The following is a 23,615-nucleotide window of genomic DNA, read 5'->3' as shown; positions in this document are numbered from 1 at the left end:
CGCGCACTAACAGGAGGTCCTGGTGAAACTCACTCCGTACTGGTTGGACACTGCGACGCCGTCCGGCGACTATCGGCGCACCCCGGTCCCGGAAAGCGCAGACGTCGTGGTCGTGGGCGCCGGGCTGACAGGACTGTCAGCGGCTCTCGAGTTGGCCAAGCACGGTGCAAAGGTCGTCGTGATCGACGAGCACACCGTCGGGTGGGGCGCATCCGGACGAAACGGCGGGATGGCCACCACAGGGCTCGCGATCGGATTCGGCACCGCCATCAAGCGCTACGGCGAGGACCGCGCGGTCGCCATGTTCCGGGAATACAACCGGGCCATCGACACCGTGGAAGGCCTGGTCACGGACAACGACATCGATTGTGATTTCGAGCGGTCCGGAAAGCTTTCTCTCGCGTTCAAGCCCGCACACCTACAGGGCATGTACGCCACGCAGAAGAGCCTCGCCAAGCTCGCCGACTATCACGTTTCGGTCGTCCCCAAGTCGCAGATCCATGATGAGATCGGGACGGATTTCTACCACGGCGCTATGGTCGACCCGCTTGGAGCGGGGGTACACGTCGGCAAATTCGTCCACGGCCTGGCCAAGGCGGCGGTCGCAGCGGGCGCTGTCATCTGCGAGGACGCCAAGGCGATGAAGCTCTCCAGGATCTCCGGGGAGGTTCACGACGTCCAGACGACCAGGGGAGTGATCAGGGCGAGCAAGGTGCTGGTGGCGACAAGTGGCTACACGGGCTCGTTGACCCCCTGGCTACAACGGCGTGTCGTCCCCGTGGGCAGTTTCATCATCGTCACAGAGCCCCTCGCCCAGGACGTGGTCGACCGGATACTTCCCCATCGCCGTCAGGCAGCGGACGCCAAACTTCTCACTTACTACTTCCGCATCACACCGGATAATCGCTTGCTGTTCGGAGGCCGCGCGCGGTTCGCGCTGTCGAATCCGGAATCCGATCTGAAGAGCGCCGAGATCCTGCAGCGGGCGATGCTCACCCTCTTCCCTTATCTGGCGGGGACGCGTATCGACTACACGTGGGGTGGGCTCGTTGACATCTCGATGGATCAGATGGTTCACGCGGGCACCCACGACGGCGTGTTCTACTCCATCTGCTACAGCGGTCACGGCGTGCAGATGGCCAGCCACATGGGCAAGCAGATGGCTTTGCGATTGGCGGGCAGGCCGAGCACCGAAGTGTGGCAGAGCTTGAAGTTCCCCCCGGTCCCGGGACATTTCGGACCGCCCTGGTTCCTGCCGTTCATCGGTCTCGGTGCCAAAGTCGTCGACTTCGTGAAGTAGAAGGAGCATCGGATGGACGTGTGCGAACAAGTCAGGCTCGCTCCCGGCGGCGCGTATATCGCCGGCGAGTGGCAGCGCTCCGAACTGAATCTGGCGGTCACGGATCCGCAAGACGGCCGGGTTCTCGGACACGTGGCTTCATCGACGAAAGACGATGTGACTCGCGCCATCACCGGAGTCGCGGAGTCGCTCGAGGAACAGGCGTGGCCGGTTTGGGCTCGTCGCGAAGCCCTGGAAGCGTCGGCTCGCCTGGTCGAGGCGCAGTCAGACGATTTCGCGCGGCTCATCGCCTCCGAGGGCGTGAAGACGCTGGCCGAGGCCGAGCGGGAGGTGCGTCGCTGTGTCGAGACACTGCGCCTGTCGGCCGAAGCCGGCGCATTCCTGACGGGCGAGACGATTCCCTTCGAGGCCAGTCGTAACGGAGTCGGCAAGGTCGGCTGGTTCACCCGCGAGCCGGTCGGCATCGTCGCCGCCATCACCTCGTTCAACGATCCCTTGAACCTGGTCGCCCACAAAATCGGTCCTGCGCTGATGGCCGGGAATGGCGTCGTCCTCAAGCCGTCATCGTTCACTCCACTCACCGCTCTGGCCCTCACGAACGCCCTCCTCGAGTCGGGAGTCCCCGCCGGGCGCATCGCAGTGGTGTGCGGAGGCGCCGCGGTCGGAAACGCTCTCGTCACCGACGATCGGATCTCGCTGGTCTCGTTCACGGGTGGACCCAGCACTGCGAGGAAGATCACAGACGCTTCGGGTCCGCGAAAAATGCTGATGGAGCTGGGCGGAGACAACCCTACGATCGTCTGCGCGGACGCAGACCTTGCCGTAGCAGTCGACGATGTCATCCGTGGTGCCTTCGGCGTCGCGGGCCAGAACTGCCTCTCGGTTCAGCGCGTCTACGTCCACAGCTCGCTGTTCGATCGCTTCCTCGCTGACGTGGTTGAGCAGACCGGTCGGCTCCGGGTCGGCGACAAATTCGACCCCACCACGGACATCGGGCCGCTCATCAGCGAGGCGGCAGCGACCCGTGTCGAGAGCTGGGTCGAGGATGCGCGGGCACAGGGTGCGACCGTCCACGTGGGAGGCCGGCGCACGGGTTCGTTCTACGACCCGACCGTTCTCACGGGGGTCCGCTCGGACTCACCGCTCATCACGGAGGAAATCTTCGGTCCCGTCGTCACGGTCATGGCGTTCGACGAGATCGATGAGGCGATCCGTGCGGCCAACAGCACCGACTATGCCCTCCAAGCAGGCCTCTTCACCCAATCGGTCCGCACCGCGTACACGATTGCTGCGCAGATCACTGCGGGCGCCGTGATCGTCAACGGCACGAGTGACCTCCGCTCCGATGCCATGCCCTTCGGCGGATTCAAGAACTCGGGCATTGGAAGGGAAGGGGCTCGATTCGCGTTGGAGGCGATGACCGAGCCGAAGAGCATCATCGTGAATGTATAGGCACCAACAAGATCGGCCCCGTCATCGCGACGGGGCGGATGGTGGCCTCAACCGCTGGTCGTAGACACTGCCGCCGAGGCTCAGCGAGACGCCCTTGCGCGCGACCTCGTCGGCGATGTCGCGAGCATCGGGAAGGGACCGGGCGAGCCTGTCGAGCTTCGTGACGACGAGGGTGTCCCCTTTACGCACGGCGGCCATCGCTTCTCGGAGACCTGACCGCGCTCGGTTGGCGCCGGTCAGTCCGTGGTCCACATAGACGTTCTCGGCATCCACCCCGAGGACGGCCAGCCCGTCCCGCTGGGCGGTGGGGTCTTGTTCGTTCGTCGAGACACGCGCGTGGCCGATCTTCATCTATTCAGATGTGCAGTTATGGTCCCATCACCGTGCATTTCATCGTGCGGGTCTTACGTACATCGAACCTGTCAACTCGTGCCTCAACGAGCAGCCGCGTCGAACTGCGCACGGTGAGGGACCGGCTTGCGGGCGCCCCCGGTGGGGCGCCCTACGATTCGTCCCGGATCAACGGATTATGACGGTGCAGAGGTTCAGCAGAGTTCCGAAGGCGGGGCCGATGACCCTCTCGCACACCAACCAAGGTCTTTGGTAGTCAACCTCGACACAAAAGAGAACGCCACGCCGAGGACCACGACGATGACTCCAGCGAATATCTTGCCAGCGGATCCCCGCACACCACCAATCAGGCGTACGCCAAGCCCGCGAATCACGAATATCGACGGCAGAACTTATTGGAAGATGTACTTCACCGGATTTGCGTCGCTCCTGCTCTTCGGTAGGCGAGGCCGGCGATCAGCCAAAGCATCATCCCTGCGATCAACAGCAGCGCTGCTGCGACGGCGGGCCATAGCCAATATGCAACGCGCCGAAAATACCCCGGGCGACCAAGCCGACGACGATGAGGACGGAAGCCAGATCAACTGTCGCTAGAACTGGCGCAACGCAACCCACGCTTCCGAAGCGAAGCATCCCGACAATACGTTGACCGGCCGCTCGCTGCGGGACGATCACGCTTCGTGAAGGGCCTTGGCCACTAGCTCGAGAGCGACATTCGGCTTGATGCCGAGGCGCATCATCTGGCTGGTGAACTCGATCGCGGCAGCCTCGGCTCGGTTCTTGGTGTCGTCGGCTGAGGAAGCCACCACGGTCCCCGCCCGTCCTCGCGTCCGCACGAATCCGTCGCTCTCCAACTCCTTGTACGCACGGGCCACTGTGTTCACCGCGAGACCCAGGTCGGATGCAAGGTGCCGGATCGTCGGCAGCTTCGCCCCGACGAGGAGAGCACCATCGGTGATCTGAAGCTGAAACTGCAGACGAATCTGTTCGTAAGGAGGAACAGCCGAGGCGCTGTCGATGGAGATCACGAGTGTTGTGACGCCGATGACCCGGGCCCGCCTGGGAGGACGGGGTCCCGGCGGAGCTCTCTCGCTGCCGCGCGACGTGGCACCGGAACGGCAGCCGCGGTCACCGTCTGGTCCCGATCAGTCAGCGGAACCAAGCCCGCGAGAACGCTTCGCGCCGCCCCGGATTGCCTTAGGTGCATAAGCCCAGAGCGAGCGTCACCAAGGCGACGCCAGCAAAGGCTGACAACGTCTACAGCGTCGGGGGAAGTGACTAATTCAGGTTGCACGCGGACCTCCTCAGCAGCCCAGGGTATACGACCGGAACTGTACGCGATCGAGGGGACGGCACGCATCGGCCCGAGACTCGGACCAGGGATCGGCTTGCTGAGTGTTAGGCGTCCCGCGCAAGACGATTTCCGGCGAGGTACGACGGCCAACCGTTGCCAAGGCCCTGGGACTGGCGTGTAACTTGGAGCGAATCAAGCCCGTGACGCGTTGACGGTTGAGATCAGCGGGCGTTGCGGACGCACACTGGTCTGGAAGGACGGGCGCATGGCGACTCTGGGCAACATCGTCTTTTACGCCGACGACCCGATACGGCTTTCTGACTTCTGGGCGGAGGTTTTCCGTTACCCACCCCAGCGGATCGATGGCGAGTTCCGTGAGATGCTCCTCGCGAGCGGGCTCAATGAGGAGCAATTGGACAGGCGGGGACTCGTCGAGAGCGCGGACGGCACCGGTCCGCGGTTGTTCTTCCACCACGCCGAGGGCCCGAAGGCCGGGCGGAACCGAGTGCACATTGATGTCCATGCCGTGCAGGGGCGGCCTCCCACCGATGAGGAGCTGGATGCGGAGAAAGACAGGTTAGTAGCGCTCGGCGCTACTAACGTCCGGCTCGTCGACCAGAGTTGGGGACCCGTGCATGAGCACTACTACCAGCTGCGTGACCCAGAAGGGAACGAGTTCTGCCTGCAGTAGTCCCTGACAGGCCACCGCGGAGGCGGCTGCTGCACCATCCCAGGACACCCTCTCACCAATCTGGAGAGGACCTTAAAGCATCCTCACTCTCTTCATAGGTAGTGTCGACGCTCGGTTAGCGCGGGCCGCAGCGTGAAAGGTGACGCTCATGCCTGCTCCCGACCGGCAGGTGCTCAATCGTCACGTCGAGCGGGGAGAGGTCGTCCCAGGCTGCTGCGTCCAGCTCTGCCGCGAGCTGCGCAAGCGCCGCGCTGTTGCAGCGGACCATTCGGAGCGGCAGGGTCAGGGAGACCGTGCCGCCGCCGTCTCCCGAGATCACGACGGCGTCATCGTGGCCGGCGTGCTTCCCGGCTCAGGAGGTCACCTCCGCGGCAGCCGCGGTCCCGAGTTGTTCGAGGGGGGTAGGCCCCTTATCCGTCGAAGCCGGCGCACCGAGATGGCGGGCGCGCAGTTCGTCCATGACCTCTTCGACGAAGGTCGGACCGCGGTCACGGAGGAGCTCGTGCCTTCGTCGCAGACCGTTACCGGCGGGACGCCAGTCGAGTCCCCAGGTGCCCAGGGCGCAGAGGACCGGCACTGTCTGGATGCCGGACTCGGTGAGGCTGTAGCGGATTCGCTGGCCCCGGGCGCCGGTGCCACGGCTCAGCAACCCTGCGTCGACGAGCCGCACGAGTCGGTCCGCGAGGATGTTGGACGCGATGCCTTCGGCCGAGCCGGTGAGCAGGGCCCGGAAGAAGCGGCGGTCCTCGAAGATCACGTCACGCAGGACCAGCAGCGACCAGCGGTCGCCGAGCACCTCGACAGCCGCGTTGACGGGACAGCCAGAGCGAGGTTCCACGAGTACTCCTTGACAGTCGCTTGGTTGTCCCTATAGTAGTTGTGAATTGCAATCGGTTGAGGAGGAGGACGCCGGTGGGTCGTTTTGTCTACTGGATGAATGTGTCGCTCGACCTGAAGATCGAGCAGGTCCCGGGAGACCACGGTGCCGGCGAGTGGCTGCGCATCGACGAGGCGCTGCACGAGGAGTTCAACACCCAGGCGCGCGACCTGGCGATGATGGTCCAGGGCCGGGTCTTCTGCGAGATCATGGAGGCCGCCTGGCCGCAGAATCGCGACGACGCGTCCCTGCCCCAGGTCATGCGTGACTACGGGGAGATCTGGACGACCATCCCGAAGGTGCTCGTCTCGCATGCGCGTGACACCGCGGACTTCAACACCCGTGTGATCGGCGGGGACGACGCGATAGACCAGCTGGCCGCGCTGCGCGCCGGGACCGAGGGCAGGATCGGCGTCGGCGGGGCCGACCTCGCCACACAGCTCCTGCGTGCCGGGTTGCTCGACGAGCTGCTGCTCTTCGTGCACCCCTCCATCCTCGGCTTCGGGCGGCCACTATTCGACGACTACGACCGGCCGGTCGACCTTCACCCGATGGAGCAGAAGTCCTTCGGAAACGGAGTCACCATGCAGCGTTTCGACCTCCGCGGCTCGGCTCAGGATGCGCCGTCCAGCCAGGGGCGGCACGAGACGACCGCGGGCACACGATGACGACGCCCTCCATCACCGTGCGGCAGGTACACGTCGCCGACCTCATGCCCGAGGATCAGCTGATGCCCGTCTACGTCTACGTCGTCGAGCACCCCGAGGGGAAGGTCCTCGTCGACACCGGGATGACCCAGCTGCATCCCCTGGTCGATGACATGAACCCGCGCATCCTCCCAGTGGCCGAAGAGGAGCTGGATCCCGCGACCATCGACATGGTCGTCAACACTCACCTGCACTTCGACCACTGCGGAGGTAACCACCTCTACGCCGGGATCCCGATCTATGTCCAGCGCCAGGAGCTCGACGACGCCCTGACTCTGGAGGACTACACGATCCGCGACTGGGTGGACGCTCCCGGCCTGCAGTACATGCCGGTTGCGGGTGAGGTGGAGCTGCTGCCCGGGATCCGCCTCGTCCCGGGTTCGGGCCACACCAGAGGCTCCCAGATGGTCGTAGTCGAGACCGCCGACCGACCCGTCGTCATCGTGGGCGACCTCGCGATCACGCACCAGGACCTCGACGACCCCCAGACCCCGGGCCAAATCCGAGTGCGCGAGCTCAACCCCTCCGAGGTCTGGCTGGCCCACCAGCACGAGCCCTGGCGGCCCAAGGCGGTCTGACGCACCTTTACGGAGGGGGACTCAGGCTTCCCGGGGCATGGAGAGGTACTTGTACTCCAAGAACTCGTCGATCCCTACTCGTCCGCCCTCGCGACCGAGCCCGGACTGCTTGACGCCGCCGAACGGTGCTGCGGGGTTGGACACCAGCCCGGCATTGAGCCCGACCATGCCGACCTCGAGCCGATCGCTGAGCCGGAAGGCGCGATCGAGATCCTGGGTGAAGAGGTAGCCGACGAGCCCCCACTCGGTGTCGTTCGCGATCGAGACCGCGTCGTCGTCGTCGTCGAAGGGGATGATCGGGGCGACAGGACCGAAGATCTCCGTCGACATGAGCTGCGAATCGGCGCTGACATCGGTCAGGACCGTCGGCGGGTAGAAGTACCCGGCGCCGCTCTGAACGGCTCCGCCCGTGATCGCTCGGGCTCCCTTCGACACGGCATCGTCAACGAGTTGCTGAACCTTGCCCAGTCCGGCCTCATCGATCAACGGCCCGATCCGGGTGTCGTCCTCGAACCCGTCACCGACGCGGAGGGCTTCCATCTTCTCTGCGAGACGAGTCGAGAACTCGGAGGCGACCGAGCGATGCACGAGGAAACGATTCGCGGCGGTGCAGGCTTCACCCATGTTCCGCAGCTTCGCGAGGATCGCGCCATCCACTGCCGCACTGATGTCCGCATCCTCACAGACGATGAACGGGGCGTTTCCGCCGAGTTCCATGGAGGTGCGCATCACGTTCTCCGCCGCCTGGGCAAGAAGAACCTTCCCGACAGCGGTGGAGCCGGTGAAGCTGATCTTTCGCGCGATACCGCTGTTCATCCAGGTCGAAACGACAGCGGACGGATCCGTGGTCGTCACGACGTTCAGCACGCCGTCCGGTAGTCCGGCCTCCTCGAGGATGTCCACCAACGCCAGCGATGACAGCGGAGTCTGAGCTGCCGGCTTGAACACCATGGTGCATCCAGCGGCAATGGCCGGACCGATCTTGCGGGTGCCCATGGCAAGTGGGAAGTTCCACGGGGTCACGAGTACGCACGGCCCGATCGGGGTACGCGAGACGAGAAGCCGATGCCGGCCGTCGGGACTGGTCGTATAGTCGCCCGAAACGCGCACGGCCTCCTCGGAGAACCAGCGGAAGAACTCGGCGGCGTACGCCACTTCGCCGCGCGCTTCCGCAAGCGGCTTGCCCATCTCGGCGGTCATGATGGCCGCGAGATCCTCGGTCCGCTCGACGATGAGCTCGTACGCTCGCCGCAGGATCTCGCTGCGCATCCTCGGCGATGTGCGGCCCCAGGCGTGCTGTGCATCGCCGGCCGCCTTGATCGCCCGTTCGGCGTCGACAGCCGATCCATCTGCGACCTCGGCGATCACCTGTTTCGTGGCGGGATTCTCCACCGGGAAGGTCGCCCCGTTCGCGGCGTCCTCCCATGCACCCTCTATGTAGAGCCGGTGCTGCAGTGAATCGATGATCACCTGTGCGTCTTGAGCGGTCGTCATGGTTCTTTCCTTTGGCGTGATGTGGGATTCGGGTTGGAGACTCAGCGAGCGACGGTCACAGCGGCGCTTTGCGCCATCGCGGTATGCAAGGACGCAGTGAGCCGGCCGACGCCCGAGTCGATCTCATCGGCGCTCACCGTCAGCGGTGGAACGATCCTGACGACGTTCCCGGCCGGCCCACAGGTGAGCAGAAGCAGTCCCTCCTCGATGGCCGCCTGCTGCACAGCAGTGGCGAGCACAGGGTTCGGCTCGCCGCTCGGCGTCACGAACTCGACTGCCTGCATGAGCCCGAGACCGCGAACGTCGCCGACCAGCGGCTGGGTTGCCTGCAGTTCGTCGAGGCTCTGGCGAAGTTGATCGCCGCGTAGCCGGGAGTTCTCGACGAGCCCCTCGTCCTTGACCACCTGAAGCGTCGCGACGGCTGCGGCGGCGGCGACAGCGTTACCGCCGTATGTGCCGCCCTGCGAACCAGGCCACGCCAGCTCCATCAGTTCATTCGACGCCGCGATGGCCGAGATCGGGAAGCCGCTCGCCAGTCCTTTCGCCGTGATCAGCACATCAGGCGTGATCGTGCTGTGCTGGTGTCCCCAGAATCGTCCGGTACGGCCGACCCCCGCCTGAACCTCATCCAGGATGAGGATGATTCCCATGTCGGTGGCACGATCGCGCAACCCTTCAAGGAAGCGCGGCGGCGTAGGAAGGTACCCGCCGTCGCCGAGGACCGGCTCGATGATGAACGCCGCAGTGTCCTGAGGGGAGGAGAGCGTCTGCATCAGATAGTCGAGTTCGGTGAGGGCGAAGTCGATCGCGGTCTCCAGATCCCAGCCGAACCGGAACGCGTTCGGGAACGGCGCGAAATGGACGCCGCCCATCAGCGGGGAGAAACCCGACCGGAACTTCGTGCCGGCGCTCGTGAGCGACGCGGCCCCCACAGTTCGGCCATGGAACCCACCATGGAAGGCGATGATGTTCGGCCGGGCGGTCGCCATCCGCGCCAGTCGCAGTGATGCTTCGACTGCTTCGGATCCCGAGTTCGCGTAGAAGACGCTATCGAGCCCTTCGGGCAGCACCTCGCCCAACGCGTGCGTGAGCGCGAGCAGTGGCTTGTGCATGACCGTGGTGTATTGCGCATGGATGACCTGGCCGACTTGGGCCCTGGCGGCCTCGACCACGCGCGGGTGGCAGTGTCCCGTGCTGGTGACCCCGATCCCGGTCGTGAAATCGAGATAGCGCTGGCCATCCATTCCGTAGATCCAGCTACCGGATGCGTGGTCGACGAGCACCGGGGTCGCTTGCTTGAGGATCGGGCTCAATGCCGCCATTGGAACTCTCCAAACAGTTGTGTAGATTGTCAACAACATACAAAGTACAGGAACCGGGCTCACCGGGCAATGGCCGGCTCACCGACAAGAAGTAGGCAAAGATGGCACGGCGAACTCACCGAGTGGCAGCTCTCCCCGGCGATGGAATCGGAACGGAGGTGCTGCCGGCGGCGCAACGAGTGCTCGACATCGCCGGCGAAAGATTCGGATTTCGGCTCGAATGGCACCAGTTCACCTGGGGCGCCGAGTACTTCGTCAAGCACGGCCGCATGATGTCCGTGGACGCGCTCGACAAGCTGGGCGGCTTTGATGCGATCTTCCTCGGCGCCGTCGGTGCTCCGGACATCTCCGACGTAGAAACACTGTGGGGGATGCTCATCCCCATCCGCCGCGAATTCGACCAGTATGTGAATCTGCGTCCTGTCAGATCGCTGCCCGGAATCGAGTCGCCGCTGAAGCACGCGAGTGATGTGGACCTTGTCATCGTGCGGGAGAACGTCGAGGGGGAATATTCGGCGGTCGGCGGCCGAAGTTACCAGGGACAACCCGAGGAGGCCGCGTACCAGCAGTCCCTGTTCACCCGTCGGGGGATCGAACGAGTGACTCGATTTGCTGCGGATCTTGCGGGAACACGCTCGGGCAGGATCACATCAGCGACGAAGTCCAACGGGATCATCCACACCATGCCGTTCTGGGATGAGGTTGTATCGGAGACCCTTTCCGACTATCCCGACATCCAGCTCACCAGTGTGCTCATCGACGCTCTCGCCGCGAGCCTGATCCTGCACCCCTCCCGTCATGACGTCATCGTGGCCTCCAACCTTTTCGGTGACATCCTTTCGGATCTGGCGGCCGCAATGGTCGGGTCGATCGGGATCGCCCCGAGTGCGAACCTCAACCCTGGGCGCAAGCACCCGTCCATGTTCGAACCTGTTCACGGGTCAGCACCCGACATCGCCGGGTTGGGTATCGCCAACCCCGTCGGTCAGGTCTGGGCTGGTGCGCTGATGCTCGAACATCTCGGACACGACGATGCCGCGGCTGCGATCGTCGCAGCTATCGAGGCGACATTGGCCTCAGGGGTGATGACTTCTGACATCGGCGGCACCGCGACCACGGAGCAGGCGACGAACGCGATCATCGAGTCTCTCGTCTCGACGGACTGAATCCATGCGAACCGAAGCAGACTCGCTCGGCCACCGCGATATTCCGGCTGAGGCGTACTGGGGAGTCCACACCTCTCGTGCTGTGGAGAACTTCCCGATCGCCAAGCGTCCGATCTCGGTGTACCCCGAGTTCGTGGTGGCACTCGCATGCGTCAAACAGGCGGCCGCGCGTGCGAATGCACGGATCGGGGTGCTGGAGCAACACAAAGCCGACCTGATCGATCAGGCGTGCAAAGAGATCATCGACGGGAGGCTTCACGAGGAATTCGTCGTCGGCGTGATTCAGGGCGGCGCGGGAACCTCGACGAACATGAACGCGAACGAGGTGATCGCGAACAGAGCGCTGGAGCTCGGAGGTCATGCCAAAGGGCAGTACGAGTTCATCCATCCGATCGACGACGTGAACCGGAGCCAGAGTACGAATGACACGTACCCGACCGCATTGAAGATCGCGCTTTCGTTCTCGCTCAATCGGATGCTCGAGCAATTGTGGCTGCTGCAACAGTCTCTTCAGCGCAAGTCGGTCGAATTCTCCCAGCTGCTGAAGGTCGGTCGGACGCAGTTGCAAGATGCCGTTCCGATGACCTTGGGCCAGGAGTTCCACGGCTTCGCGACGACCGTGGCTGAGGACTATTCGCGTCTGAAGGAAACCCTCTCGTTGCTGTCAGAGATCAACTTGGGTGCGACGGCGATCGGAACCGGAATCACGGCCGACCCGAGCTACGCCGCAACGGTCTGCGAGTGTCTGAGCGCGATCACGGGGCTGAACCTGGTGACTGCTCCCGATCTGATCGAAGCGACAAGCGACGCCGGAGTGTTCATGTCGATCAGCGGCGCGCTGAAGCGCAGCGCGATCAAGCTGTCGAAGATCTGTAACGACTTACGTCTGCTCTCCAGTGGACCGCAAGCGGGTTCGGCGAGATCAATCTGCCCGCCATGCAAGCCGGTTCGAGCATCATGCCGGGCAAGGTCAACCCGGTGATTCCCGAGGTCGTCAACCAGGTCGCGTTCTCGGTGGCGGGTGCGGACGTAACAGTGACGATGGCTGCCGAGGCCGGCCAGCTGCAATTGAATGCGTTCGAGCCGGTGATCGCGCATTCGCTGCTGCAGTCGATCGCGTGGATGTCGCAGGCATTCCAGACATTGCGGGCCAATTGCATTGACGGAATCACGGCCAACGAACTGCGACTGGAGAACATGGTCGGCTCATCGGTGGGCGTCATCACCGCGCTCACGCCGTACATCGGATACGTCGCGGCCGCGGCGCTCGCCAAGACGGCGTTGTTGACTAACCGGAACGTCGCCGACCTCGTGGTCGAGTCCGAGTTGATGAGCCGGGAAGACGTGGGCAGGCTGCTGTCACCGGCCCGACTCAGCGGAGCCGAAGCGATGAGATAGGCCCCGCCTGCCTAACACCGGCAGGGCTTTCGTCCGAGGTGACGCTCGCGGATGGCGGGCGCCGCCTCGGACGCGTCGGAGGCGTCGTCAGACCGCAGCCGGGAGAGCTTCCTCGCCTTCGTCGACCAGATAGCGGGCGTAGGCCGGGATGGTGAGAAAGGTCGGGAACTCGTCGCCGAGAGTGACCTCGCGGAGGATGTCGGCGGCGTCGTCGAAGCGGTCGCCTGGCCGACCGCCGAGCCGGGCTAGTTCCTCCTCGAGGATGCGCGCGACCATGGCGCGGTCGACAGACGTGCCCTCTTCGGTGGTGACGCGGTTCTCGATCCACTGCCGGAGCAGGGAGCGCGAGATCTCCGCAGTCGCGGCGTCCTCCATCAGGCCGTCGATGGCGACGGCGCCGATGCCGCGCAGCCACGCCTCGATGTAGCGGAGGGCGACGGACACGTTCGAGCGGACGCCCGCGTCGGTCACCGTTCCTCCCGCGCTGGTGATGTCGAGGAGATCGTTCTCGGTCACGTGGACGTCGTCGCGCAGGCGGTCGACCTGGTTCGGGCGCTCACCGAGGACGGCGTCGAATTCTGCCAGCGCGGTGGGGATGAGGTCGGGGTGGGCGACCCAAGTGCCGTCGAAGCCGTCGCCGGCCTCGCGTCTTTTGTCGTCGGACACGCGGGCGAGCGCGCGCTCGGTGGCCTCCGCGTCCCTTCGGTTCGGGATGAACGCGCTCATGCCGCCGATGGCGTGGGCTCCTCGCTTGTGGCAGGTGGCGACGAGCAGTTCGGTGTAGGCGCGCATGAAGGGAACGGTCATCGTGATGGCGTTGCGGTCGCCGAAGGCGAAGCGTTTGCCGCGCCCGAGGAACGTCTTGATGATGGAGAAGATGTAGTCCCAGCGGCCTGCGTTCAGGCCCGCACAATGGTCGCGCAGTTCGTAGAGGATCTCATCCATCTCGAACGCGGCGGGGATCGTCTCGATCAGCACGGTCGCCCGGATGGTGCCGACGGGCATCCCGATGCGCTGCTGGGCGAAGACGAAGATGTCATCCCAGAGCCGCGCCTCGAGGTGCGACTGGAGCTTGGGCAGGTAGAAGTACGGTCCGCGGCCCGAGTCGACGAGCGCCTGGGCGTTGTGCCAGAAGTACAGGCCGAAGTCGGTGAGGGAGGCGCTCGCTGGGCGGAAGTGCCCGGCACGGTCGGTGAAGGTGAGGTGCTTCTCCACCAGGTGCCAGCCGCGGGGTCGCACCACGATGGTCGGCGTGTGCTCGTGCGGGGTCGTCACCCGGTACTCCTTGCCCTCGACACTGGTGTGCCGGAGTTCGCCGCGGATCGCGGAGCGGAGGGTTGCCTGGCCGCCGATGACGTTCGCCCAGGTGGGACTGGTCGCGTCCTCCAGGTCGGCCAGCCAGACGCGGGCGCCGGAGTTGAGGGCGTTGATCGCCATCTTCGGTTCGGTCGGGCCCGTGATCTCCACTCGGCGGTCCTCGAGGCCGGGGCCCGCTCCGGCGACGCGCCAGTTCGGGTCTTCGCGCACGGCAGCGGTCGACGACAGGAACTTGGGGTCGCGCCCGTTGCCGGCGTCGACCCGACGGCGTCTCCTCTCGGTGAGGAGTTCCTGGCGGCGCGTGGCGAACGCCTGGTGGAGGTGGTCGACGAAGGCGATCGCTTCCGGGGTGAGGATTTCGTCGTGGCCTTCTGTGTACGGGCCTGTGATGTGGATCATCAGTCTGTCCTTACGTTGTTCGATGCGATGCGATTCGGTTCAGAATTGGTGCTGCTCGGTGGAGCCGACCAGGGCGAGCGTGGAGCTGTCCGGGTTGAGCGCGCTCGCGATGCGGTCGAAGTAGCCGGTACCGACCTCCCGCTGGTGGCGGGTGGCGGTGTACCCGCCGGATTCCGAGGCGAATTCCGCCTCCTGCAGGTCCACGTACGCGCTCATCTGCCGCGACGCGTAGTCCTTGGCGAGCGTGAACATGGAGTGGTTGAGGGCATGGAAGCCCGCCAGGGTGATGAACTGGAACGCGTACCCCATCGCGGCCAGCTCCCGCTGGAATCGCGCGATGGTCTCGTCGTCGAGATGCTTCTTCCAGTTGAACGACGGCGAGCAGTTGTATGCGAGCTTCTTGTCCGGGAACTCGGCGTGGACCGCCTCCGCGAACCGGCGTGCCAGCTCCAGGTCGGGTGCGGCCGACTCGACCCAGAGCAGGTCGGCGTAGGGCGCGTAGGCCAGCCCGCGGGCGATGACCGGCTCGATGCCGTTCCGCACCTCGTAGAAACCCTCCGCGGTGCGCGTGCCGGTGAGGAACGCATGGTCGCGCTCGTCGTGGTCGCTGGTCAGCAACGTTGCCGCGAGGGCGTCCGTCCGGGCGATGACAATGGTCGGCACTCCCGCGACGTCGGCTGCGAGACGCGCCGCATTCAGAGTGCGGATGTGCTGGCCGGTCGGGACGAGGACCTTGCCGCCCATGTGGCCGCACTTCTTCTCGCTGGCCAGTTGGTCCTCCCAGTGCACGCCGGCGGCCCCGGCCTCGATCATTCCGTGCATCAGCTCGTATGCGTTCAGTGGACCGCCGAACCCGGCCTCGGCGTCGGCCACGATCGGCGCCATCCAGTCGGAGATCGGGCCGTCGGTGCCCTCAACCTGGCCGGCGCGCAGCAGCGCATTGTTGATGCGGCGGACGACAGCCGGCACCGAGTTCGCCGGGTAGAGACTCTGGTCGGGGTAGGTCTGGCCGGACAGGTTGGCATCGGCGGCCACTTGCCAGCCCGAGAGGTAGATGGCCTCGAGACCGGCCCGCACCTGTTGGACCGCCTGGTTCCCCGTCAGCGCCCCGAGGGCGTGCACCCAGCGGGCGTCCGGTCCGCTGCCGTCGCGCTGGATCAGCTCCCACAGCTTTTCGGCACCGCGTCGGGCGAGGGTGCGCTCCTCCTGGACGGGACCGCGCAGCGCGACGACATCCTGGGCCGTGTAGTCGCGGCGGATGCCGGACCAGCGCGAGTCGGCGTCCCACTCGAGGCTGAGCTCGGCGGCAGTCTGGCTCGTGTCGCCGGGGCGTTCGTTCGTCATCGTGGACCTCCATCGGTCGGTTGGTATGACTCGATGATGTGGTGGCGCCAGACCCTGATGTTCGGATTGATGCGCAGAAGTTCGTGCCTTCTTCTGTTTGTCACAAGTCGGGCGCGATGTCACCATGGCTGCATGATCGAAACCTCGAACGAGGACGTCGACGCTGACGTTCTGACACTCGGCCGCCGCATCCGCGCTTTCCGGATGCGACGCGGGATGACACTGGAGGCTCTGGCAGCGGCGATCGATCGTGCGCCCTCTCAGGTGTCGATGATCGAGAACGGCAACCGGGAACCTCGTCTCGCCCAGTTGCGTCTGATTGCCGCCGCCCTGGGGGTCGGTGTCGATGATCTGCTCTCGCCCGACGCCCCCGACGAGAGAGCAGCCCTGGAGATCGCGGTCGAGCGTGCGCAGCGCGGACCAGTGTTCTCGTCGCTCGGCATCGCCCCGGTTCGGGTGTCCAGGTCCGTCCCCGACGTGACACTCCAGGCGATTCTGGCGCTCTACCAGGAGGTCGACCGCCTGCATCGTGAGCGCGCCGCGACACCGGAGGAGGCCCGTCGCGCCAACGTCGAGTTGCGCGCGACGATGCGGGCGCGGGACAACTACTTCACCGAATTGGAGGCGATCGCAGCGGAGTTGCTCGGGGTCGTGGGCCACACCGGCGGTCCGGTCTCTCACCAGACCGTGACCGACATGGCGGACCATCTCGGTTTCTCACTCCACTACGTCGGAGACCTGCCTCACTCCACCCGGTCGGTCACGGACAAGCGCAACGGGCGGATCTACCTGCCGACCGAGCAGAGCGTCTCACGCGATTCACGCTCGCCGATCCTGCAGGCCTTCGCCTCGGAGCTGCTGGGGCACGAGGAGCCGAGAAGCTACGCCGAATTTCTTCGACAGCGGATCGAGACGAATTACCTCACCGCTGCGTTGCTGCTGCCGGAGAAGGACGCGGTCGCGTTCCTTACGGAGGCCAAGAACTTCCGCCGCATCTCGATGGAGGATCTCCGGGACGCGTTCGCCGTGTCGTACGAGACCGCCGCGCACCGCTTCACCAACCTGGCAACCGCGCGTCTCGGCATCCCCGTGCACTTCATGAAGGTGCACGAGTCTGGCACCATCATCAAGGCGTACGAGAACGACTCCGTGGCCTTCCCGTCGGATGCGCTCGGAGCCATCGAGGGGACTCCGGTGTGCCGGAGCTGGACAGCGCGAACGGTCTTCGATGTGGCGGACCGGTTCAGCCCGTACTACCAGTACACGGACACGCCGAGCGGGACATTCTGGTGCACCTCCCGGATCGCGAAGGCCAAGGAGGGCGACTACTCGGTCAGCGTCGGAGTGCCGTTCGAGCACGTCAAGTGGTTCCGCGGACGTGAGACATCGAACCGTGCAGTGTCGCGCTGCCCGGACGACTCGTGCTGCAAACGTCCCTCCGGTGCGTTGGCCGAGGTGTGGGAGGGCAAGGCGTGGCCTGCGGCGCGGACCCCGACGTCGTTGCTCGCCGCCCTTCCTACCGGCGCGTTCCCTGGCGTGGATTCGACGGAGGTGTACACCTTTCTCGAGCGCCACGCGCCAGCTGCCGAATAGCGTGCGGCCTCGTCGGCTCAGCCGTTGATGACCCGCGGCACAGCCACAGCCTTCAGGCCCTCGATGCCGAACTCGAGGCCATAGCCGGACCCCTTCACGCCACCGAAGGGGATCAGCGGGTGAACGCCACCGTGCGAGTTGATCCACACGGTGCCGGCCTCGATGCGCGACGCGACGACTCGTGCTTCTTCGCGGTTGTTCGCCCAGACCGAGCCGCCCAAGCCCACATCCAAGCGGTTGGCACTCGCGATCGCATCGTCGACATCTGCATAGCGGATGATGGGCAATGCCGGGCCGAACTGCTCCTCGTCCACGAGAGCAGCGCCATCCTCGATGTCCGCCACGAGGGTGACCGGATAGAACAACTCGCCGAGTTCGGTGGCAGGGGAGCCGCCCGTTACGATGCGTGCGCCGCGGCTCTTCGCGTCTTCGACGAGCCGGTTGACGATGTCGAACTGCTGCTTGTTCTGCAGCGGACCGAGGACGTTGTTCTCATCCAGCCCGTTTCCCATGGGCGTACGGAGCGCCACCTCTGCGAGCGCGTCTACGACGTCTTCATACACGGAGTCATGCACGTACAGACGCTTGAGCGCCGCGCAGGTCTGGCCCGTATTGATGAATGCGCCCCAGAACAAGTCGTCGGCGATCGCCTTCGCGTCGGTGCCGGGCAATACGATGCCGGCGTCATTGCCGCCAAGCTCGAGCGTGAGGCGGGCCAAGTTGCCGGCCGAGCTCTCGATGATGCGGCGTCCGGTGGCGGTGGAGCCGGTGAACATGACCTTGTCGACCTCGGGATGCGACGCTAGTCGCGCTCCGACGTCGCGGCCACCCGAAACGGCGACGAGAACATCCGGTGGCAGTGCCTCGTTCAACACATCGACCATGGCAAGCACGCTGAGCGGCGTATTTCCGCTCGGCTTGAGGACGACAGTATTACCCATCCGGAGCGCCGGCGCGACCTGCCAGATCGCGATCATCAATGGCCAGTTCCACGGGCCGATCGCCCCAACGACCCCGGCTGCCCGGTATGTGAGTTCAGCGTGCGTCTCGCCGTCGTCGACGAGAACCTCGGGCTCTAGCACCAACGATGCGTTCGTTCGAAGCCACGCCGAACAGGCGCCAAGCTCGAATCGCGCATTTGGTCCGTTCAACGGCTTGCCTTGCTCGCGAGAGAGGAGGCGAGCCAGCTCTTCTGCTCTGGAGTCGAGGGCATCTGCTGCATTCAGAAGGCACTCGATCCTGCGGTCGTGGCCGAGCGCCTCCCAGGCGGCCTGGGCTGCACGCGCCCGGGCCACTGCGGCGTCGAGCGCGTCGACGCCCTCTACCGGCGCGTGGGCTATCAGCTCGCCGGTGGCGGCATCGTAAATCGGGCGCCCGTTCGGCGCTGTCGTGCTGACGCGGGCGAGCAGGTCGCGGACATCCGTCATGGGAGACTCCTTCGTCGAAAGCGGTTCCTCCCGGCCAGCTTCCCCCGCTGAGCGTGCGAGGACGTTGACCGTGTGCGCACTCCCCATGTCGAATGGTGCACGACGACGGGCTACGGATGAGTGACAACCCGGGGGGCACGGTGCTAGCATCGCGTCTCACGGATCGTATACAAAGTAGTCCGGACCGTAGTGAGGTCGATCGTGCTTACCCCCAGCCCGTCGACTGGTGGCGCTGAACGCGTCTCCAGCGACACAACTCGAGACTTCGACGCGTTCCGGAACAGCGTGTCGAAGTCATTCGTGCCGCTTCACGTCACCACCGATCGGCCGGATGCGTTCTGGGGTCGTATCCGAGCGGCCCACGTGGATGAGATCCACGTGTCCGAGGTGAGCGCGACACAACACGTCGTCGAACGCACACCCGAACTGATCGCCCGCGCCGACCGCCACTACTTCAAGCTGAGCATGTTGCTGTCCGGCACAAGTCTGCTCGTCCAAGAGGGACGGGAGGCCGTGCTCCACCCGGGGGACCTGGCCATCTACGACACCCATCAGCCGTACTCGCTCGTATTCGACGACGATTTCCGGACGATGGTCGTGATGTTTCCCAAGCAACTCCTGGGCCTTCCCACAGAGCTGGTGTCCCAACTCACCGCGGTGAAGTTCGATGGACGGTCCGGGATCGCCGGCATGATCGTCCCCTTCCTCGGGCAGCTGGTGGGAAACCTCGAACAGCTTTCCGGCGCAGCCGGCGGGCGACTCGCGCACAGTGCGCTCGACCTCGTCTCCACTCTCTTCGCCCAGGAGCTCGACCTGACGGCCGGCGCTTCCGACCCGCATCGAGTGCTGATGCGACGCATCCACGCCTTCATCGAATCCAACCTGGGCTCGGCCGACCTCGGACCGAGCCAGATCGCCGCGGCCCATTTCATCTCCACGCGCCACCTGCAGGGACTCTTTCAGGAGCAGGGAACGACGGTGTCGACCTGGATCCGTTCGCGCAGGCTGGAGCGTGCCCGCCGCGACCTGATGGACCCGGTCTGCTCGACGCAGTCCGTCTCATCGATCGCCTCGCGGTGGGGGTTCTCCGATGCCGCGCATTTCAGCCGGGTCTTCAAGGCTGCGTACGCCGAATCGCCGTCGGACGTGCGCGCCACCGCCTGGAGCTGACGCGCGTCAGTCCTCTCCACCCAGCTCGGGCGCGTCCACCTCTTCCGGGCCGTGCCCGATCTGCGCGTAGACACGCGGATTCGAGCGCTCGATCACGAGACCCCACACCACACCGAGGATGCCGGGCACGATCACGATCGCAGGCAGGATGAAGGTCGTCGCACTCGGCGGAGCCGTCGGGTCGCTGGTCAGGAGCGTGTTGAAGTAGACCAGGATCAGGGCGAAGACGACGAGGAGTGCGACGCCCGCGATGACCGGCGCGATCGTCCGCTGCCACGAACCCACCCGGTGGTCGTCACGGCGGAAGAAGCCTACGACGGCGAAGGAGACGACGGTCATCAACAACGTCAAGCCCAGCGCGCCGGTATTCGTGAGCCAGGAGAAGAGGGTGAGAACCGGGAACAGAGCGGCAGGAACGCCCTTCGGCGGAACCCACCCGCTCCCGGCGACAGCGAAGGCCAGGATGAGGACGATGGCCAAGGCGGTCTGCGTCAGCGAGCCGGCCCACGGCGCACCGCTGTGGCGACGCACACGTGAGAGCCAGGACGGCATCACGCCCTCACGGCCAAGCGAGAAGAAGTAGCGCGCCACGGCGTTGTGGAAGCTGACCAGTGCGGCGAACAAGCTCGTGACGAACAGCAGCTGCGCGATGTCACTGATGATCACGCCGGCGTGGGTCGTCAGGAACGAGAACAGCAGGTCGGGCCCCTGGGTGCGAGAGTCCGCGACGACCTTGCTCGGGCCGGAACCGACGACCATCGCCCAGGACGACAGCGCATAGAAGATCGCGATCACGCCGACCGCGGTGTACGTCGCCCGCGCGACCGTGCGCGTGGGGTCCTTGGACTCCTCGCTGTAGATCGCGGCGGACTCGAAGCCCATGAAGGCCGCGATTCCGAAGGCGAACACCGCGCCGACACCGGGAACGAACAGTGCCGCCGGCGTCAGCGGGGCGGCGCTGACGCCTTCCGGCGCCACTACGAAAGCCGAGACGTCGTACACGATGACGACGACGAACTCGAGCGCGACGAGCACGCCGAGCACCTTCGCCGACAGATCGACGCGATTGACGCCGAGCAGGGCAACGGCGGCGATGCACACGAGCACCGGGATCCACCAGGGCACTGCCCAGCCGAATTTCGAGTCGAGCAGCGAAGACACCTGGAAGCCGAAGAGCCCGTAGACCCCCACCTGCATCGCGTTGTACGAGATCAGCGCGACGATCGAGGCGCCGACGCCGGTCGGCCTCCCCAGTCCTCGCGCCACGTAGGAGTAGAACGCCCCAGCGTTCGTGATGAACCGGCTCATCGCGGCGTAGCCGACCGCGAAGATCGCGAGTGTCACGCCGAGGACGAGGAATGAGAGAGGTACTCCGAGGACCCCGGTGACGGCGAAGGTCGTCGTGACACCGCCGGCAAGGACGGTGAGGGGGGCGGAGGCGGCGATGATCATGAACGTCACGGCCGGGACGCCGAGCCTGCGGTGGGCGGCAGTCCGGTTTGCGACAGCCGGGTCTGCTGATTCAGTAGAGGTCAACGGGTCCTCCTCGGTCGATGGGGCGCGAATCGCGTGGATCGATCAAATCTCCGATGGGTTGCTCGCAGCTTGGCCTCTCGCGCACGACGGTTGTCTGAATCGGTACGTTCCAGGCGCTTGTACGGATCGCCGAGTGGTCAGCGACCGATACTTGTTCGACGGCCCCGAAGTGAGGATCTGCATGTCCGGTCACGACCACAGTTCCAGGACGACGACACCCGACGTCGTCGTGCATCCGCTCGACCTCCTCACAGGTGAGGAGATCGTCGCCGGTCGAAGGGTACTGGAAGTCGCCGGCCTTGTGACCGAGACGACACGCTTCCCCAACGTGCTGCCGGTCGAGCCGTCGAAGGAGGCGGTCGCCGCCTTCCGGCCAGGGGATGCGATCGAGCGCCGCATCCTCTTCGTGATCCTGGATACGGCCACCGGCGAGTCCGCGGAGGCCATCGTCTCCGTGACGACGCACGAGCTCGTCGACTATCGGAAGCTGGGCAGCGCCGACATGCCCTACGGGCAGCCGCAGTACCTCTTCGAAGAGTACGAACGCGCCGAGCGGATCGCGAAGGCATCGCCGCTGTGGCAAGCCGCGATGAAGCGTCGCGGGCTCGAAGACCGGATGGAGCTGGCGTTCTGCGCGCCGCTCGCTCCGGGGTTCTTCAACCGCGAGGACGAAGTCGGCCGTCGCGCGATCCGCAGCCTTACGTTCCTGCGCTCGAGCCCGGAGGACTCGCCGTGGTCGCATCCGGTCGAAGGTCTCATCGTGCACATCGATCTGACGCACGGCGAGGTCATCCGGGTGGAGGACGAGGGCGACATCCCCGTGCCTGAGCTCGACGGAAACTACAATGCCGCGGCGATCGGTGAAGCGCGCCAGAGCCTGAAGCCCATCGAGATCACCCAGCCGGAGGGCCCGAGCTTCCGCGTCGACGGACATGCGGTGGAGTGGGAGAACTGGTCGTTCCGCGTGGGTTTCAACGCCCGTGAAGGGTTGGTGCTGAATCAGGTCGGCTTCCGCGACGGCGACGAGGTCCGGCCGGTCCTCGCGCGGGCCTCGGTGCCCGAGATGGTGGTGCCGTACGGTGACGTCTCGCCGACCCGGTTCTGGATCAGCTACTTCGACGCGGGCGAGTACCTCCTCGGGAAGAACGCGAACCCGCTCTCGCTCGGCTGCGACTGCCTCGGCGTGATCCACTACTTCGACGGAATCGTCGCCGATGACCACGGTCACCCGGTCGCCATCCCTCAGGTGATCTGTATGCACGAGGAGGACTACGGCATCCTCTGGAAGCACACCGATCTGCTCGGCAACGCCGAGGTTCGCCGCTCGCGTCGCCTCGTCGTCTCCTACTTCTCGACCATCGGGAACTACGACTACGGCTTCTTCTGGTACTTCTACCTCGACGGAACCATCCAGGTCGAGGCCAAGGCCACCGGAATCGTGTTCGCCGGCGCCGGTCTGCCCGGCAGCACGGACCCGCACGCGACCGAGATCGCACCGGGGCTGTTCGCGCCGGTGCACCAGCACCTCTTCTGCGCCCGGCTGGATGTCGCGGTCGACGGCGAGCGCAACTCGCTGTCCGAGGTGGATGTGGTCGGTATCCCGATGGGGCCGGAGAACCCCTACGGCAACGCGTTCACCTGGACGACCACGCCGATCAGGAGCGAAGCCGAGTCCGGGCGGATGGCGAACCCCGTGACGTCCCGCGTGTGGGAGGTCACCAGCTCGACCCGTCGCAACGCCGTCGGCCGGCCGACGGCGTTCCACCTCATCCCGCAGCCCGGAGCGACGCTGATGGCTCAGCCCGAGTCGACCGTCTACGCGCGGGCCACCTTCGCGACGAAGCACCTCTGGGCGACCCGATTCGATCCGGCCGAGCGGTTCCCGGCGGGCGACTACCCGAACGCGCATTCGGGTGGTGCCGGGCTACCGACGTGGACGACGGCGGACCGCCCGCTCCTGGACGAGGACATCGTGCTGTGGCACGTCTTCGGTCCGACGCACATCCCGCGGCCGGAGGACTGGCCGGTGATGCCCGTCGACTATTCGGGATTCCAGTTCAAGCCCTACGGCTTCCTCGACCGGAATCCGGCGCTCGATCTCCCGGAGGGCATGACAGCGTCCGCGTGCTGCACCGGTGGCGACTGCCACTGTGAGCATTAGCGGTCGTCGGCCCGGAACCGGGTGCAGCTGACCGCTGC

At 65.4% G+C, this 23,615-nt stretch carries 18 protein-coding genes and 2 pseudogenes; 10 read left to right on the top strand and 10 right to left on the bottom strand.

Annotated elements, in window-relative coordinates:
- Positions 1–22: 22 nt before the first annotated feature.
- The gene (locus AB4079_RS02095; protein ID WP_441785619.1) at positions 23–1,300 is read left to right on the top strand and encodes an NAD(P)/FAD-dependent oxidoreductase; all 1,278 of its coding nucleotides are present in this window, start codon (positions 23–25) and stop codon (positions 1,298–1,300) included.
- A 12-nt stretch (positions 1,301–1,312) separates the two neighbouring features.
- Positions 1,313–2,752 carry an aldehyde dehydrogenase family protein gene (locus AB4079_RS02090; protein ID WP_441785618.1) on the top strand — a complete coding sequence of 480 codons (1,440 nt, stop codon included), beginning with the start codon at positions 1,313–1,315 and terminating at the stop codon, positions 2,750–2,752.
- A gap of 57 nt (positions 2,753–2,809) precedes the next feature.
- Here AB4079_RS02090 and AB4079_RS02085 read toward each other — a convergent pair.
- Together AB4079_RS02085 and AB4079_RS02080 are read right to left on the bottom strand one after the other, a co-directional pair.
- Positions 2,810–3,103, bottom strand: a pseudogene (locus tag AB4079_RS02085) (recombinase family protein); the annotation flags it as partial.
- Positions 3,104–3,774: 671 nt separating this feature from the next.
- Positions 3,775–4,131 (bottom strand): GntR family transcriptional regulator, encoded by a 357-nt coding sequence (locus AB4079_RS02080; protein ID WP_441785617.1) that lies wholly within the window; start codon positions 4,129–4,131, stop codon positions 3,775–3,777.
- Positions 4,132–4,662: 531 nt separating this feature from the next.
- On the opposite strand from AB4079_RS02080, the gene AB4079_RS02075 reads away from it, so the two are divergent.
- The gene (locus AB4079_RS02075) at positions 4,663–5,088 is read left to right on the top strand and encodes a VOC family protein (protein ID WP_441785616.1); all 426 of its coding nucleotides are present in this window, start codon (positions 4,663–4,665) and stop codon (positions 5,086–5,088) included.
- 115 nt (positions 5,089–5,203) lie between these two features.
- Here AB4079_RS02075 and AB4079_RS02070 read toward each other — a convergent pair whose 3' ends face one another.
- Together AB4079_RS02070 and AB4079_RS02065 are read right to left on the bottom strand one after the other, a co-directional pair.
- Positions 5,204–5,407: a hypothetical protein gene (locus tag AB4079_RS02070; RefSeq protein WP_441785615.1), complete on the bottom strand. Its 204-nt coding sequence runs from the start codon at positions 5,405–5,407 to the stop codon at positions 5,204–5,206.
- Positions 5,408–5,440: 33 nt separating this feature from the next.
- Entirely contained in the window at positions 5,441–5,926 is a 486-nt protein-coding gene (locus AB4079_RS02065; RefSeq protein ID WP_441785614.1) for a winged helix-turn-helix transcriptional regulator, read from the bottom strand.
- A gap of 74 nt (positions 5,927–6,000) precedes the next feature.
- Here AB4079_RS02065 and AB4079_RS02060 point away from each other — a divergent pair, with 74 nt between their 5' ends.
- Both AB4079_RS02060 and AB4079_RS02055 read left to right on the top strand, forming a co-directional pair.
- Complete coding sequence (locus tag AB4079_RS02060) at positions 6,001–6,633, top strand: dihydrofolate reductase family protein (protein WP_441785613.1); 633 nt, start codon at positions 6,001–6,003, stop codon at positions 6,631–6,633.
- A complete protein-coding gene (locus AB4079_RS02055) occupies positions 6,630–7,250 on the top strand; it encodes an MBL fold metallo-hydrolase (protein ID WP_441785612.1) in 621 nt (206 codons plus the stop codon). Before AB4079_RS02060 ends, AB4079_RS02055 begins: the two co-directional genes overlap by 4 nt.
- A gap of 21 nt (positions 7,251–7,271) precedes the next feature.
- Here the strand turns inward: AB4079_RS02055 and AB4079_RS02050 are convergent, their stop codons facing one another.
- Both AB4079_RS02050 and AB4079_RS02045 read right to left on the bottom strand, forming a co-directional pair.
- Positions 7,272–8,744: an NAD-dependent succinate-semialdehyde dehydrogenase gene (locus tag AB4079_RS02050; protein ID WP_441785611.1), complete on the bottom strand. Its 1,473-nt coding sequence runs from the start codon at positions 8,742–8,744 to the stop codon at positions 7,272–7,274.
- A 41-nt stretch (positions 8,745–8,785) separates the two neighbouring features.
- The gene (locus AB4079_RS02045; RefSeq protein WP_441785610.1) at positions 8,786–10,066 is read right to left on the bottom strand and encodes an aspartate aminotransferase family protein; all 1,281 of its coding nucleotides are present in this window, start codon (positions 10,064–10,066) and stop codon (positions 8,786–8,788) included.
- A 122-nt stretch (positions 10,067–10,188) separates the two neighbouring features.
- On the opposite strand from AB4079_RS02045, the gene AB4079_RS02040 reads away from it, so the two are divergent.
- Together AB4079_RS02040 and AB4079_RS02035 are read left to right on the top strand one after the other, a co-directional pair.
- Positions 10,189–11,232 (top strand): tartrate dehydrogenase, encoded by a 1,044-nt coding sequence (locus AB4079_RS02040; RefSeq protein WP_441785609.1) that lies wholly within the window; start codon positions 10,189–10,191, stop codon positions 11,230–11,232.
- Positions 11,233–11,236: 4 nt separating this feature from the next.
- Positions 11,237–12,630, top strand: a pseudogene (locus AB4079_RS02035) (aspartate ammonia-lyase).
- An 87-nt stretch (positions 12,631–12,717) separates the two neighbouring features.
- Here AB4079_RS02035 and aceB read toward each other — a convergent pair.
- The gene (gene aceB / locus AB4079_RS02030) at positions 12,718–14,346 is read right to left on the bottom strand and encodes a malate synthase A (protein ID WP_441785608.1); all 1,629 of its coding nucleotides are present in this window, start codon (positions 14,344–14,346) and stop codon (positions 12,718–12,720) included.
- Between the two features lie 39 nt (positions 14,347–14,385).
- Positions 14,386–15,690 carry an isocitrate lyase gene (gene aceA / locus AB4079_RS02025; protein WP_441785607.1) on the bottom strand — a complete coding sequence of 435 codons (1,305 nt, stop codon included), beginning with the start codon at positions 15,688–15,690 and terminating at the stop codon, positions 14,386–14,388.
- A gap of 132 nt (positions 15,691–15,822) precedes the next feature.
- On the opposite strand from aceA, the gene AB4079_RS02020 reads away from it, so the two are divergent.
- Positions 15,823–17,283, top strand: coding sequence for a helix-turn-helix domain-containing protein (locus AB4079_RS02020; RefSeq protein ID WP_441785606.1), 1,461 nt, complete (start codon positions 15,823–15,825; stop codon positions 17,281–17,283).
- A 17-nt stretch (positions 17,284–17,300) separates the two neighbouring features.
- Here AB4079_RS02020 and AB4079_RS02015 read toward each other — a convergent pair whose 3' ends face one another.
- Positions 17,301–18,710 (bottom strand): aldehyde dehydrogenase family protein, encoded by a 1,410-nt coding sequence (locus AB4079_RS02015; protein WP_441785605.1) that lies wholly within the window; start codon positions 18,708–18,710, stop codon positions 17,301–17,303.
- Between the two features lie 201 nt (positions 18,711–18,911).
- Between AB4079_RS02015 and AB4079_RS02010 the strand changes: the two genes are divergently transcribed.
- Positions 18,912–19,880: a helix-turn-helix domain-containing protein gene (locus AB4079_RS02010; RefSeq protein WP_441785604.1), complete on the top strand. Its 969-nt coding sequence runs from the start codon at positions 18,912–18,914 to the stop codon at positions 19,878–19,880.
- Between the two features lie 6 nt (positions 19,881–19,886).
- Here the strand turns inward: AB4079_RS02010 and AB4079_RS02005 are convergent, their stop codons facing one another.
- Positions 19,887–21,416: an APC family permease gene (locus AB4079_RS02005; protein WP_441785603.1), complete on the bottom strand. Its 1,530-nt coding sequence runs from the start codon at positions 21,414–21,416 to the stop codon at positions 19,887–19,889.
- A gap of 181 nt (positions 21,417–21,597) precedes the next feature.
- Here AB4079_RS02005 and AB4079_RS02000 point away from each other — a divergent pair, with 181 nt between their 5' ends.
- The gene (locus AB4079_RS02000) at positions 21,598–23,577 is read left to right on the top strand and encodes a primary-amine oxidase (protein WP_441785602.1); all 1,980 of its coding nucleotides are present in this window, start codon (positions 21,598–21,600) and stop codon (positions 23,575–23,577) included.
- Positions 23,578–23,615 lie beyond the last annotated feature (38 nt).

The sequence above is a fragment of the Leifsonia sp. 2MCAF36 genome, from assembly GCF_052115525.1.
Taxonomy (GTDB): Bacteria; Actinomycetota; Actinomycetes; order Actinomycetales; family Microbacteriaceae; genus Leifsonia.
This window is presented reverse-complemented; position numbering and strand designations above follow the sequence as displayed.

Bases quoted from the DNA above. Each gene is read 5' to 3' on its own strand.
- AB4079_RS02075 (WP_441785616.1), top strand. From the start codon at position 4,663: ATGGCGACTCTGGGCAACATCGTCTTTTACGCCGACGACCCGATACGG.
- AB4079_RS02015 (WP_441785605.1), bottom strand. From the start codon at position 18,710: ATGACGGATGTCCGCGACCTGCTCGCCCGCGTCAGCACGACAGCGCCG.
- aceA (WP_441785607.1), bottom strand. From the start codon at position 15,690: ATGACGAACGAACGCCCCGGCGACACGAGCCAGACTGCCGCCGAGCTC.
- AB4079_RS02050 (WP_441785611.1), bottom strand. From the start codon at position 8,744: ATGACGACCGCTCAAGACGCACAGGTGATCATCGATTCACTGCAGCAC.
- aceB (WP_441785608.1), bottom strand. From the start codon at position 14,346: ATGATCCACATCACAGGCCCGTACACAGAAGGCCACGACGAAATCCTC.
- AB4079_RS02090 (WP_441785618.1), top strand. From the start codon at position 1,313: ATGGACGTGTGCGAACAAGTCAGGCTCGCTCCCGGCGGCGCGTATATC.
- AB4079_RS02020 (WP_441785606.1), top strand. From the start codon at position 15,823: ATGATCGAAACCTCGAACGAGGACGTCGACGCTGACGTTCTGACACTC.
- AB4079_RS02000 (WP_441785602.1), top strand. From the start codon at position 21,598: ATGTCCGGTCACGACCACAGTTCCAGGACGACGACACCCGACGTCGTC.
- AB4079_RS02055 (WP_441785612.1), top strand. From the start codon at position 6,630: ATGACGACGCCCTCCATCACCGTGCGGCAGGTACACGTCGCCGACCTC.
- AB4079_RS02045 (WP_441785610.1), bottom strand. From the start codon at position 10,066: ATGGCGGCATTGAGCCCGATCCTCAAGCAAGCGACCCCGGTGCTCGTC.